This window comes from Mesorhizobium sp. M1050, from assembly GCF_040318715.1.
Lineage (GTDB): Bacteria > Pseudomonadota > Alphaproteobacteria > Rhizobiales > Rhizobiaceae > Mesorhizobium.
In genome coordinates, this window is record NZ_JAMYMV010000113.1 from 1 (window position 1) to 13,659 (window position 13,659).

11 protein-coding genes are annotated in these 13,659 nt (G+C 58.6%); 6 read left to right on the plus strand and 5 right to left on the minus strand.

Annotated features, from left to right (window positions below; all coding sequences use genetic code 11):
* Nucleotides 1–2,810, plus strand: a 2,810-nt coding sequence (locus NKH57_RS31960; protein WP_502907362.1) for a beta strand repeat-containing protein, incomplete at its 5' end; no start/stop codon positions are given.
* Nucleotides 2,811–2,910: 100 nt separating this feature from the next.
* On the opposite strand, the gene NKH57_RS31965 is transcribed toward NKH57_RS31960, so the two are convergent.
* The 3 genes from NKH57_RS31965 to NKH57_RS31975 all read right to left on the minus strand — a co-directional run bounded on the left by NKH57_RS31965 (nt 2,911) and on the right by NKH57_RS31975 (nt 6,679).
* Nucleotides 2,911–4,257: an HlyD family type I secretion periplasmic adaptor subunit gene (locus NKH57_RS31965; RefSeq protein ID WP_352950260.1), complete on the minus strand. Its 1,347-nt coding sequence runs from the start codon at nt 4,255–4,257 to the stop codon at nt 2,911–2,913.
* Nucleotides 4,244–6,007: a type I secretion system permease/ATPase gene (locus NKH57_RS31970; protein WP_352950262.1), complete on the minus strand. Its 1,764-nt coding sequence runs from the start codon at nt 6,005–6,007 to the stop codon at nt 4,244–4,246. The genes NKH57_RS31965 and NKH57_RS31970 overlap by 14 nt, the downstream gene beginning before the upstream one ends.
* Before the next feature lie 249 nt (nt 6,008–6,256).
* Nucleotides 6,257–6,679: an ArsR/SmtB family transcription factor gene (locus tag NKH57_RS31975; RefSeq protein WP_352950264.1), complete on the minus strand. Its 423-nt coding sequence runs from the start codon at nt 6,677–6,679 to the stop codon at nt 6,257–6,259.
* Between the two features lie 1,264 nt (nt 6,680–7,943).
* Between NKH57_RS31975 and NKH57_RS31980 the strand changes: the two genes are divergently transcribed.
* Entirely contained in the window at nt 7,944–8,909 is a 966-nt protein-coding gene (locus NKH57_RS31980; RefSeq protein WP_352950266.1) for a hypothetical protein, read from the plus strand.
* A gap of 158 nt (nt 8,910–9,067) precedes the next feature.
* Here the strand turns inward: NKH57_RS31980 and NKH57_RS31985 are convergent, their stop codons facing one another.
* Nucleotides 9,068–9,535 (minus strand): Ros/MucR family transcriptional regulator, encoded by a 468-nt coding sequence (locus NKH57_RS31985; RefSeq protein ID WP_352950268.1) that lies wholly within the window; start codon nt 9,533–9,535, stop codon nt 9,068–9,070.
* A 527-nt stretch (nt 9,536–10,062) separates the two neighbouring features.
* On the opposite strand from NKH57_RS31985, the gene NKH57_RS31990 reads away from it, so the two are divergent.
* A complete protein-coding gene (locus tag NKH57_RS31990) occupies nt 10,063–10,350 on the plus strand; it encodes a hypothetical protein (RefSeq protein ID WP_352950270.1) in 288 nt (95 codons plus the stop codon).
* Nucleotides 10,351–10,836: 486 nt separating this feature from the next.
* On the opposite strand, the gene NKH57_RS31995 is transcribed toward NKH57_RS31990, so the two are convergent.
* Entirely contained in the window at nt 10,837–11,472 is a 636-nt protein-coding gene (locus NKH57_RS31995) for a S1/P1 nuclease (protein WP_352950272.1), read from the minus strand.
* A gap of 345 nt (nt 11,473–11,817) precedes the next feature.
* Between NKH57_RS31995 and NKH57_RS32000 the strand changes: the two genes are divergently transcribed.
* From NKH57_RS32000 to NKH57_RS32010, 3 genes are all read left to right on the plus strand, one after another.
* A complete protein-coding gene (locus NKH57_RS32000) occupies nt 11,818–12,198 on the plus strand; it encodes an excalibur calcium-binding domain-containing protein (RefSeq protein ID WP_352950274.1) in 381 nt (126 codons plus the stop codon).
* Between the two features lie 174 nt (nt 12,199–12,372).
* A complete protein-coding gene (locus tag NKH57_RS32005) occupies nt 12,373–13,035 on the plus strand; it encodes a thermonuclease family protein (protein WP_352950278.1) in 663 nt (220 codons plus the stop codon).
* 57 nt (nt 13,036–13,092) lie between these two features.
* Complete coding sequence (locus NKH57_RS32010; RefSeq protein ID WP_352950276.1) at nt 13,093–13,575, plus strand: hypothetical protein; 483 nt, start codon at nt 13,093–13,095, stop codon at nt 13,573–13,575.
* Nucleotides 13,576–13,659: the final 84 nt, after the last annotated feature.

Sequence of the window (13,659 nt, forward strand, 5' to 3'; positions counted from 1 at the left end):
ACGATGCGCCGGTGATCGACCTGAACGGCGCCGGCGCCGGCAATGACGCGACGGCTTCGTTCACGGAACAGACGCCGCTGGTGATCGCGCCTTTGGCGACGGTGACCGACGTCGACTCGGCGAACCTGACGTCTCTGACGGCGACGCTGACGGCGCGGCCCGATGGCAACGGGGTTGAATCCCTGTCGCTGAACGCCAGCGCCACGGCGGCCGCAAGCGGACTGACGGTGCTCTACACCGCAAGCACCGGCGTTCTGTCGATCACCGGCTCGGCTTCACAGGCCACCTACCAGACGATCCTCGACGGCATCGTCTACAACAACACCAGCGACACGCCGACGACGGCGGCGCGGACGGTGAATGTCGTTTCCAGCGACGGCACCGATAGCAGCGTCTCGCATAGCGTCACGATCAGCGTCACGCCGGTCAACGATGCGCCGGTGATAGATCTCAATGGCGCGCTGGCAGGAACATCCACTAGCATCAACTATACGGCCGGATCTGCTGCCGCCGCCATCGCTCCTTCGGCAACTGTGACGGACGTGGACTCGGTCGACTTCAACAGCGGCTCGCTGACCGTTGCCTTTACGGCCAACGGCGCATCGACCGATCAGTTGACGATCCAGAACCAGGGCGTCGCAGCCGGCCAGATCGGTGTCAGCGGCAGCAACGTCACCTTTGGCGGCACTGTCATTGGAACGTTCACCGGCGGCACAAACGGAACGAACCTGGTCGTCACCTTCAATGCCGCCGCCACGCAAGCAGCGACGCAGGCGCTGGCGGATCATATTCTCTATTCGAACGCGAGCGGTGCCACGACGACAAAAACTGTGACCTATACGCTGGTGGACGGAGACGGAGGTACCGACACCGGCACAGCCACTGCGACGATCAATGTGACGGGTGGCGGTCAGGCCCCAATCGTGGACCTCAATGGACCCGGCGCTGGAAACGACGCGACTGCTAGCTATCCGACGGGCTCCAATCAGTTGGTGCTCGTACCGGCGGCAACGGTATCGGATGTCGATTCGTCGAACATCGCGTCGATGACGATCACCTTGACGAATCCGCAAGACAACTCTTCAGGCGCCGGCGGTGTTAGGGAAATTCTTTCACTGAACGCAGCAGCAACTGCCGCAGCCGCCGGGCTGACGGTCAGTTTCACATCCAGCGTCGCAAATAACACCGACCCAGTAACGTTGTCGATCACAGGTTCCGCCACCAAGGCGATCTACCAGACAATTCTCGATGGAGTGCAGTACACAGACACGAAGAACGGGAACCACAGCTCTACCGCAAGGATAGTGACAGTTGTGGTCAATGACGGAACGACAAACAGCGTGTCGCACACCGTGACGATCAGCGTCGCGGCGCCAGCTGGCGTCGCTGGTGAGCCGATCAATCTTGCGCTCGCCAATCCGTCGGCAAGCACGAGCGATCAGGTGTCGGTAACTATCACTGGCGCACCTGCGGACTGGACGATCAACGGTGCAACGAAGAACGCCGACGGCAGTTGGACTGCGCACACGTCAGACCCGAGTTCGCTGACGGTGATGACGCCTGACACTTTTACCGGCGCCGCGGTTCTCACCGTCACACAGACTTGGACCAACCAAGACGGAAGCGCGGGACGGGCAATCATCCTTGACAACGTCGAAGTCTTCGCACCGGCCTCGCCCATCTTCGCCGTATCGGCCGAAGATCATCTGACCGGCTCGACCGGTGCCGATCTCTTCGTCTTCGGCCAGCCGATCTCGGCGGACACGCTGCACAATTTCGATGTTGGGGCGGACAAGATCGACCTGATCGGCTTTGCCGGCGTCAACGGCTTCGCCGATCTCGCCATCGCCGACGATGGCAGCGGCAGTGCCCTGATCTCCGTCGGCGCCGGTGAGACGATCACCGTGCATGGCGTCTCGGCCTCCGAACTCGGCGCCGGCAACTTCCTCTTCAACCAGGAGCCGGTCACCCACAATGCCGGCACGATGTCGATCGGCGACGACGCGATCATGCCGCTCGGCGGCACGATCGACAACACAGGTACGATCGCGCTCAACGGTGCGGGCTCGACCACGCAGCTCGAGGTGATCGCCAGCGGCATCACGCTGCAAGGTGGTGGACAGATCGTCCTATCGGACAGCGATGCGAACGTGATCTCCGGCGCGGCCGCCGATAACACCTTTACCAATGTCGACAACACCATCTCCGGCGCCGGCCAACTGGGTGGCGGTTCCCTATCCCTGAACAACCAGGGCACAATTATCGCCACCGGCTCCCACGCGCTGGTCATCGACACCGGAGGCAGCACTGTCGTCAACTCGGGAACGCTGGAGGCGACGGGGTCGGGTGGCCTGACAATCAACGGTGCGCTCGCCAATACCGGACTGATCTGGGCCAATGGCGGCGACATCGAGATAGGGGGTCAGGTTACCGGAGACGGCGATGCCATCATCGGAAACATGTCGCAGCTGGAGTTTCACGCCGCCTCTTCCACCGACGTCATTTTCGCGGCGGATGCTGCCGGCACATTGCAGCTGGACGATTCATTCGATTTCAGCGGAAGCATCGCCGGCATCACCAATGATGACAAGGTGGACCTCGGAGACATCTTGTTCGGCACAGGAACATCCGCAGTCTATCAGGCCAATCAGGACGGAAGTGGAGGAACGCTGGTCGTTTCGGATGGCACTCATGACGCCACGCTGCACCTGGTCGGCGCTTACGATGCGAACAGCTTCACATTAGCCGACGATGGCACTGGCCGGACCGTGATTGGCTATCATCCGGCGGATGGCTTCCACTTCGTCTGACCGTTGAAGGGCCGTAGGGACCAATGCGAAACGGGCGCCGGATTGATCCAGCGCCCGCTTCGCATCTGAACTTCCGACAGTCACGAGAGACCAGGCGGGCCTATCTCTCCCGGAAGGCGCGCTGGAACGAATCCACCAGGGGCCTGGTCAGATAAGCCAGGAACGTTCGTTCGCCGGTTGAAATGAATGTTTCGACCGGCATACCCGGATAGATCTGCTCGGACTTGACCTGCGGTGGCAGCTTGTCGGTCATTTTAAGCCGGACTATGAAGTAAGGCAGTCCCGTGCTGGGTGTAGTCAGCCGATCCGCCGAAATATAGAATACCTTTCCGGACACCTTTGGTGTTGTTCGCGCGTTGAGCGCTGTAAACATCATATTTGCGTCCTGTCCGACCCGGATCGAATCGATGTCTTCGGGCTTGATCCTGGCCTCGACGATGAGCTCGTTCGTGGTCGGCAGAAGCTCCATCGCCACCTCTCCAGCACGGATGACGCTGCCTTCGGAATTGTACAGCGAGCGGACGATAATGCCGTCAACAGGCGCCCGGATGATCGTTCGGTCGAGGACCGATCGGCCAGCGTTGATTTGTTCCTCGAGATCCGCCACCTGCGCCCGTGCTTTGTTCAATTCCGTGACGGCATCCTCGACCCGGCTTGTTGTGAGCCGTTCAATCTGCTGACGCGCTTCCACCGTCTGGGTCGCCGAGGTGGCGATCTGCGCTTCCAGAGATCCTGCCTGGCCTACCAAGTCGGCGGTGCTGCGTAGGAGATCGGTGTATTCCGAACGATTTGTGAGTCCCTTTTTTAGCAGGTCTTTTTTTCTTTCCGTCTCCTCGTTGACGATCGCAAGCTGATTTTCCGCTGCCTCCTTTTGAGCCCTTAGCCCGACAACGGCGTCCTGAAGTGCTGCCACCCTTTGATTCAGAATGCCCTGTTCCGCGCCATAACGCGCTAGCCGCGCCTCAAATTCCTTGTTTTGCTCGCCGAAGACACCGCTATATTCGGAAGCGCCTGAATAGGCTCCTAGGTCACTGGGCAGGACGATTTTCTCCTGGCCGTCTCGCTCTGCTTCGAGCCGCGCAATTTCCGCTTTTTGTGCAACCCACTGCTTGAGAACGCGGTTGAGCTGGGACTGCGCCACCGTCGGATCGAGCACGATCAAGGCCTGGCCTCTTAAGACCCTGTCGCCCTCCCGGACTTTGATGCTTCTGACCACACCTCCTTCGAGATGCTGGATCATGACATTCTGCCCAGCTGCTGCGACCACTCCTGGCGCGATCGTTGCTCCCGCAATCGGTGCAGTGGCTGCCCAGAATCCGAAGCCGGCCAAGAAAACGGCCACGCTTCCATACCCGGCCAGCGTGATCCGATTTGTGCGTGTATCGACGTTGCGTTGCCAACGATAAGTCTTGGCGCCCGCCTGGGTCATTTGGCTATGAACCGTCATTAGCGGCCTTTACCTCCACGCGAGCAGTTGACGGGAATGGCACCACTCCTTCATGCGACTGAGCGGCTGCGGCCGCAGCCGCTTGGCCCCGCCGCTGGGCAAGTTGGTCGAGCACGTCCTTGGTCGAACCGTAAATCTCGACCTGGCCATTGCGCAGCATGAGGATGCGATCGCATTTGGAAGCGAGAGAGGGTCGGTGGGTGATGACGAGCACAGTCGTCTTCCGCGAACGCGCCTGACTGATCGCCCGCTCGAGCGCGGCTTCGCCGTCGGAATCGAGATTTGCATTGGGCTCGTCGAGAACCAGGACTTTTGGATCGCCGTAAAAGGCGCGCGCAAGCCCAATGCGCTGACGCTCGCCACCCGAGAGGCGAACGCCAGCAGGGCCGATCACCGTCGAATATCCATTCCTCTGCCCCAGGACGAGGTCATGTACTTGCGCCTGCTGGGCCGCTTGGACTAACTTTTCATCAGCTGCGTCCGGCTCAAAGCGCGCGATGTTCTGGGCAATGGTTCCGGGGAAGAGTTCAACATCCTGCGGAAGATAGCCAATATGTCGGCCGAGCTCCTCCGGATCCCAGTTTCGAATATCGCCGCCATCGATACGGATTGCGCCAGAGTGGGGCTCGATGGCACCGACGATGAGTCGCGCCAGCGTCGATTTTCCAGCCTGGCTCGGGCCGACGATGGCGACTGTTTCGCCAGCGGCGACTTCAAAGGTCACCCGCTTTATCAGCGGCAGTGACCCGTCGGCCGAACCTGGAAGGTGATAGACAACCTGATCCGCGCTCAACGCCCCTTGGGGCGTTGGCAATGCAACAATTTCGTTTGGGCCTAACCTTGATTGGGCAGCTGAAAGCCGCTTCCATGCAAGATTGGCATCGATGATCTGCCGCCAGCTCCCAATGATCTGATCAAGAGGCTGCAGCGCGCGCGCCGAAATCATCGAGGACGCAAATATCATACCGGCGGTGATCTGGTTGTGCAGAACCAGATATGCGCCGATACCCAATATCGCAATCTGCAGTATCGATCGCGTGGTGCGGGAGACACCGCCGTAAAATGCGTTAACGCGGGCGAGCCCATCCGAGGCGTGCAGAGAGCCGGAGAAACGGATCCCCCAGAACTCAATTGCATTGGACACCATGCCGAGTGCCCGGACTGTTTCGAAGTTTCGGGCGAAGGCCTGCGCCGAATTCATTGCCGCGCCAAGATTCTCGGCCGCCTCCTGGCCAGGTCGCGAACTTGCAACCTGGTTCATCACGGCGATGGAAACCATGAGAATCGCCCCGATGACCGTTACAAGAAACAGTAACGGGTGGATGAAATAAAGCAGCCCCACGAAGATTGGCCCAAAAGGGAGATCGAAGAGAAAGAAAATGGTTCGCGAGGCGATAAATCCTCGCAGGGTGGCCAAGTCACGCAAGGCTTGCACGTCGCCGAGTCCAGCGCGTGGGCCACTCATCGCGGCGAGAAAAGACGACGCGCCCAATGAGACATCCAGTCGCGCGGCGAGTCGGCTTGCATATACCCCCCGCACCACTTCGAGCACGCCGAAAAGCAGGAGCGAAAAAAGCGCAAGCAAGGTCAGGTAGGTGAGAGTGTCCAAATTGGCCGCGGGCAAAACCCGATCATATACCTGCAGCATGTAGAGAGGCAGAATTAGCACCAGGGTGTTCATCACCGCGGAGAAGAGGCCCATTTCGACCACGCTCCTCGACAAGACCCTTCTGTTTGTAGAGCCGGACATCCCCGAAATTGCCTCCGTTGGGATAAGCGATCACATTAGACAGTCTTTACATACAAAGCGAGGTTGCCGCGCTATTGGCCGCGATTCTTTCGATAGCCATAGTAAAGAGGGCCGACGCCGACTGAGGCGCTATGCCAGCAATAATCGATGCATTTGAGGGATGCTCGCCGGCCGCTGCGCGCACGCATAAATCAGGCTCTCGATTACGCTCGCACTCGGTGGAGCGAACGATCAAGCCAATCGGACGGCCTACCTTGATCGCCTCTTTCTGCAAGGTCGCTGCGGAACCCCAGATAGCAATGCTGGAAGCTCGTTATTTCTGGCCAGATCATCAAGCAACCTGATGATAGCCTTGGCTTCTTCGGACTTGCAGGAAAAGTACCGCCAGGAGCCTTCGGCGCGGCACTCGAGAACTCCATGTTCGACGAGCTCTCTTAGATGTAGAGAAATGGAGTGCTTAGTGCAGCCCACTGGCGAGAGCAGATCTGACACCGTTCTTTCGCCATCCATCAAATGAATGAGTGTCAACAGGCGCTTGTCGTTGGCGAGGGCAGCAAGCAACCGCGCCGCGACCGCCACCTGTTCGCGGAAGGAAGGGCGCTTGGTCGGACGCCGCCGCGGAGCAGGGTTGGCCCCGACTTCCACAAGACCTTGTCTAACATATGCAGTCATGCACGTGCCTCCGACCCCAGCTAAGCAGAAGCACAACGACGCTTCTCTAGTCAAGCATATGCTAAAGGAGTCCGCTCTCCGGCATTACCGAGATGGGAGCCCTTGCCCTTCATGTGGATGGTGAGGATGGCAATGCGCTTGGTGGTGAGGTCGAGTTCATCTGAGCTTGCGATAGACCGGCACCCGCGAGCGCCTACGGCTGCATGAGGGCCTGCGGACCGCCGCTGCAATGGCCTTTAACGCTTCTTTGGTTTCGTCGTGATCTCTTCGGCCCGCACCTAGTAGCCGATCTCTTTGGCAAGAACGAATGTCCTGGCCTTGTCGTTCGTGGTCAGGACCGGGCGCCACAGGTTGCGCAACTGGCTGAAAGGCAGCTTGCTTGCGGGCATCAGCCAACCTCTGTGTTGCGGTTTTCCAATGGGGAGACGAGCAGTTACGGCGGCTGCTGACCTCTGATGGGCTGATCGAGGCCGGCGTGATCGATGTTAGGCAACCCGCTGCCTCAATATGAGACATTGTATTTGGGCTGGCTGCCATGCAGGTCGACGCTGATGGAGATACAGCGATTGCGCTTGCTCGGGGCGACTATAGCGGTTCGGTCGCACGGCGCTGTTCGTGAATGACGGGAGCGCCAGATCGGTTCGGTGATGTTTTAAATACGGTACCCCGCGACGTGTTCATTCATGCAGGCGAACAGTTTCGGACCAATGGACGGTGGATTGGGACGCGTTGTCACCACTTAGGCCAGTCATTTGCCCTGCCAGCGACGACACTGAAGGGTGCGCGGACATACACGATCTTGCCGGGAACCGTTGGTTAAGCGCCGCAAGGCGGTTCAAGCGAACCATATAAACTCGCTGCGAACGTCCATTAGCAAACGATTTCTATAACAGCGCTGTATTGGGGTACCCCTCTTCCAACTCGAATCCCCAGATAAGGGCTTCGATCAAAGTCGCAACACCGCTGATCCAGACCCGCCAATTTCCTTCATAAGCGCGCGCAATTCGGCTGGAGGCGCAAGGTAGAAAGTTCGAAAAGCTTCCAAGAACCCCAGACAAACTGGACGCGCTGCGGATAATCTGGCCGCGGGATTGGGTTTGTCATCGCCTGCAAGCGTCCAGCCGCCCCGCGTGCCGTCCCAGACCATGTTGGGCGACCGCTGCAACTCGCTATCGCATGATAGAGTACGATGCGGATCATCGAGCTGCCTTGTTGATTTCATGGTCTTGTCGCTAGACTGCTACGAAGCCTACGGAGACGGCGCATGTCTGACGAGGACAATTCGAAGAATCACCATTGGTGGCCTGTCGGGCTGCAATCCCATTGGACCGACAAAGTAGGCGATGTCTCATGGATCGAACCAAGCGGAAAAATAGGCGGCAAGCGAGCCGCAAATAGAAAGATCGGCTTTAAGATTCACGGGCACACGCTTTTTAAAGGTACTCCGTGGGAACACAAGTTCGAACGCGAGTTCGACGTTGACAACCATGTTAACAGAATAGTTGCCGCTCTTAAAGAACTTAAACCCTTTGGGTATGCTCCTTCAGAGTACGTCAAATTATTTAGACTTATGTTCAAGAAAGATAGAAATTTGCGCGATTACTGCAAATTCTATCATTTGGATGAAGGAACTCATCGCAGTCTTCTTCTCCTGATATATTCCCTTCTCATCCGAAGCCCAGCGAACCGATCACGGTATGAGGGCTACCCAAGAATGCTGGGGTTGCCGCCAAATGAAGAGATTGGGAAAATAAATATGTCTCAGAAGTACAATATCGCGAAGAAATTGTGCCAAACGAGCTTAATTACAAATCAATACTTCATTCTTTTGCGCTCCCCTATACAAAAATTTATTTTTGGTGACGGAAGCCTGGATTGGCTGACCGGCGGGTTAGTTGCCAGCAGGATAAACGGTCGAGCCCTTATCTCGCTGACACCCCACCTGTGCGTGTATTTTTGTACGCCGATGGCGATGCGTTCTTCTCCGAATTGCGCGGCGCTGATCGCCCCGCCTTGGATGGTTGATTGGGTCAACGAGATCACGCAAATCTATTCGAAGGACAAGCTCTTTTTCCTGGGAAAGGCGCCGAAGCTCACTGACGCCTTCCGAGCGGCTAAATTTCTGGAACACAAGAAAAGGACCGACGCCTTGATCGAGATGCTGGACAAGGTTGCCGGCATCGAGATGAGACAGCGGTTTTTTGGCTTCGACCCGGTCGGAGACGCGTAATTGGCCGTTCTAGTAAAGTGATATGTCGCTATGGCGGGTCGCATTGCTGAATGTGTCGATCGAGCCGTCGGCGAAGAGAGTTGGCACCTTTTGCGGCCCGGTGAATCGGCCCCGGCTCAGATAAGCCTGACGAGGGCCTAACCGCCGGCTTCCCCGTTTCAGGCCTTGGCGCGCTTTGCTGCTGCCTTTTTGGCTGGCGCCCTCTCAACAGATGCTCCCTGGGTCGCCTTTCGGCCGAGACCGATGGCCTTTGCCAGCTTCGAGCGCTGGGCGGCATAGTTTGGTGCTACCATTTGGTAGTCCCGCGGCAAGCCCCATTTAGCTCGGTATTGATCTGGTGTCATGCCGAGCAGGCCCAAGTGGCGCTTCATCGACTTGAATTTGCGGCCGTCCTCCAAGCTCACAATGTGGTCAGGAAACACTGACTTCTTTGGATTGACGGCCGGCATTTGTGGTGGCTGCTCGACAGCTTTCGGCTGCCCCAATCCCGACAAGGCCGCATTCACAGATGCGATCAGATCAGGAAGGCCCGCGACCGGCACAGGGTTATTCTGGACAAACGCCGCGACAATATCAGCGGTCAGCCCGATCAAGTCTGCACTTCGGATATCAATTTCGTCGGTCAATTTCTCAATCCCTCTAGTGTGTACAGCACGTCCTATTGAGGAAAGACGCTGCATGCAACTGTGCGGCGTGCTGTTAGTTCCAGCTGTCAACGGTGTGCATTGGCACTGCCCGGCGAGTCATAGCTGCGGTACGGCCGGAATGGCGATTTTGGCTGCGACAGCCAGCAAAACGGCGGATGTTCACTCGGACGGGCGCTAGCTGGACGTGCGAGAGTATGCACGCGTTTCGCGCGACTTTGGCGATGGCTTGCGTGTAGCCAATGTTTCAGCAATCCTCGGTCGATGAGCGTGCGGGACGTTTGGCAAACGATTAGAGATAGCTTGGCCTCTAGCCCGGCTGGTGCCGTTGAGGACTGGAGCCACTTGCCGATAACTGATGCTAGCCGGACTTCTGGCCTCGAGGCGTACTATCCGCCAGCGGAGTTGGAACGACAGCGTGAAGGCGCTGAGCGGGCAGCTGAGCGCGCTGCCTCCCACCTCGCCGCTGAGTTGGAGAAGGCAAATCTGCGCCGGCGCCGTAGCCGACAATGATCCGCCGCTCCTTTGCTGAAGAGCTTGAAAGCGCCGCCGATCGCATCGCGGATATCACGCGAGCGGTTTTGCAGGTCATCCTTCGTCGCGCTGCCCTCTTGCTGAGAAACGTCGCTGGTGTGCCCCTGGAGCCTGCAATCGCGGACGCTTTGGATTCGATCGCCACCGAGATGGGAATTGGCCGGTCGGACCTTCAGATCGTGTTGCGCGAGTGGCTGGAGACCAACGCCTATCTGCCGGTGCGAACGATCGACGAGGAAAGCGAGACAAACGGAAGCGCTTAGGCACAGTTCCGCGATCGCGCCATACGCGTCGGCGGCCTGTCTGTTACTTTGTTCTGGCGGCGGACTTGATTGCCCGCCTGGCCGGCGCCCTTACCCCAAAAGCCCCCCGCCCAATGGGCGCCGGCCATTACCAAGACGGAAACAATAGACGACCCTGACCAAGGCCGCGCAGGCATTATCAGGAACATGACCATACTCTACGATCTTGACTGCCGATGACCAAGAAAGGCCAGATGATCAAGCTGGCAAAGTGACCGTGAATCTTCTGCCGCTTGTGACGGTAGAGGTGCGCTTGGTGACAGGATAGTCTGCTGGTGAAATCCGGTCAGGGCCGATGCGATGGCCCATGTCCTGCGGGTGACCGTCGAACTCTACACCCCCGCCCGATCTCCAGTCGCCCTGTCTTTTGTCCATCATTTGAGAACGTTGGCTAGCCTTGCCGCCGCCAGCGCTGCTTGGTTTCCCGCGACGTTGCGCGCGTCGGTTTCATACGTCCGGGGCAGCACCGACACCGTGCCTTGGCTCAGCACAGGCTTCGCTTAAGCGAACTTCTTGCCGAGCACGAAGCTCTTGGGTCCAAGCATCTGGGTCCAGCACCTTGGCCTTTGCCCTGTCGACCTGAAGCTTCGAAATTCCGGCCTTGTCATTGGCATCGAAGATGGCACCCGACACCGAAACGTAGCCTCCGAACATTCGATCCCAATAGGCGTGAAGGTCGATCGTTTCGCCGGTCGCTGGCATCACGTTAACTTCGTTGCCGCCGCGGTCGCCATCGGTGTTGATTGCAGAAATGCGCTCCGTCGCGTGCAACGGTTGGTGAATGTCGCCGATGAGATGCAGCACCCAAACCATGTCGTAAGAGCGGATGTCATCGGTTGCGGCCGACGTTGCCGGCAGCGCCGCGATGAACAGCTTCATCTGGGAAACGGCATTGATCGGATCGGCATCGGAGAACTGCGTTCCGTCGGTCGAGAACCTGATGTCCTTGAAATGCCAGTAGCGGATGTTCTGCCCCGTCGGCGTGTCGTCGTCCTTGGTGTAGCCGTGGGCAGGGTCTTTGATGTCATCCGCCCAAACGGCCGCATGAACGAAGGCGTATTGCGCCTTCTTGTCATCGGGCACGCCGGCGATCCAACTCGGATAGTCGGGGGTTCAGCTTGATCAGCGCATCAACCTTGGCTTTCGCCTGCGGTGTCAATTTTGAGTAGGCCACGGCGGCGACCTGCATGTGCCCGCCGTCCCACTAGGCCAGCGCAGGAGCCGATGGCAGGATCAGCGAAAGAACGGAACCAAAAACGAGAGCACCACGCATATATTCCTCCCCGAAGCCGACTTTGCTGATCTGTCAACTGTAGACGACGCGGCAATGACGGCAATGGTGCCTTCACGGAAGGTCGAACCTCTTCTGGATTCGACAACAAAAGCCAAATAGCGCATGATCTTGCTCGGGGTTGGGGAAATTCATTCATGGGGGTGCGCGAATTTTCGTGCGTGTTGTGCGCAGTGCTCTTCTCGGGCTGCGCAGCCGACTACTTGAACCATTACGATACGGTGACACTCGCGGCTGGCGACGCGGGCCATGCAAATCTGCTCCTCCAAACAGTCGACCCGTTCAATCCGAACAGTCAGAACACGCATATCGAGGGCGACGGCGTGCGCGCTGCGGCAGTCGTCAATAGGTATCGAGGGGTGTCAGCAGCACCGACGCAATCGTCACGGTCAGGCGGCGGCGATTTGGATTGCGCGGGCGGCAAGGGAAACAAACCTGTCGTGGTTGGCCCGGTGAAGATCACCAACGGTGATCCCAACAAGCTGGACCGCGATCACGACGGCATCGGGTGCGAGTAGGGGCGGCGGACGTTGGACAGCTCTCGCTACGACAATCGATCTGCCCAATGGCGCAAACGGACTGGCACCAAGCTGCGGCGTAAATTGGCGGGCATTCCAAAGCGGCTGGTTATCGTAAGGGTGGCTGCGATATTGGCCTACGCAACGCAGTTCGTCATGCAGCACAGCGACCGCATGCCTGTGCTCAATCTGGCGAACTGGACCAGCCCGAGCCCGGCGCAGATCGCTGGTGTTGCGTCGGTGATCGATGGCGACACGATCGAAATTCACGGACAGCGGATCCGCTTTGACGGAATCGACGCGCCAGAAAGCCGGCAGTATTGCGATGACGCCAAGGGTTTCGAATATGCCTGCGGACGCCGAGCCGCCGAAGCACTGGACAAGTTCCTGACGGCCTCGACGCCAGTGCATTGCAGTTTCGTCACCTGGGACCGTTACGGCCGTTTTGTTGGCGACTGCCGGCGCGCCGACGGCGCTGGCGTCGCCGCCTGGATGGTCGAGCACGGCCAGGCGCTCGATTGGTCTCGCTACAGCCACGGCGCGTATGCAGCGCAGCAGACCAAAGCCGAGAAGGCGAAGGTCGGCCTGTGGGTCGGAACGTTTCAGAAGCCATGGGATTGGCGTGCTGAGCATGCGGACAGTCAGCAGCCGGCCGTCAGTCAACCTCTCGGCATCATCAGCCGCCGGCAGGTAGCGCAAAGCTACTCATGTCAGCCGCGGCGGACTTGCTCGCAAATCGGCTCTTGCGACGAAGCCCAATGGTATCTCAGCAATTGCCCATGGGGCCGCAAACTGGATCGTGATGGCGACGGCGTTGCATGCGAAACACTCTGTTAGAGAACGACAAACGGCCGTGGAATTTTGGCGGACTGAATAATTTGGGTGGGAGGGTAAATGGAAATCGGCCGGCGTGCCGCAGCTTCGGCCGCGGTAGTTTTTGCGCTTGCAAGCGCATCATGCACAACGTCCCAAGAGGCGCTGAATAAGAACCCCCAGGCAGTGAGCACTTCCGCGCTTTGCAGATCATATGCCTCGACGAGCGATCAAAGCTTCCGTGACGGTCTCTATACGGAGCTTGCTCGGCGGTCGGTGACGCCACAGCAATGCGCCGACATGATCAGAAAGCAGAACCAGGCGATCGCCGCGGGCGTGGCGATCGCCGCGGTAGGCGCAGCCATCGCGGTTTGCTCGAACAACAACTGCGGCGGCGGCGGATATGGCAGGCCGAACTATTATCAGGGCGCCGATTGGGATGAATTCTACAACCAGTACGGCCAATTGGTTTGGGCGTGCCGCGACATCTCTAGCGGGCAGTTCGTCGACTATGGCAACTGCTACGGCAAGGCGCAAACGGATTGGCGTTGGCCTGCAAAGTAGTACGCATCCGGTGAAGACCGCAGACGTGCGTATCCGGCGGCCTTGAGCACCGCGGTGCTGAGGTCAAGCTTTCGATGGGGAGAC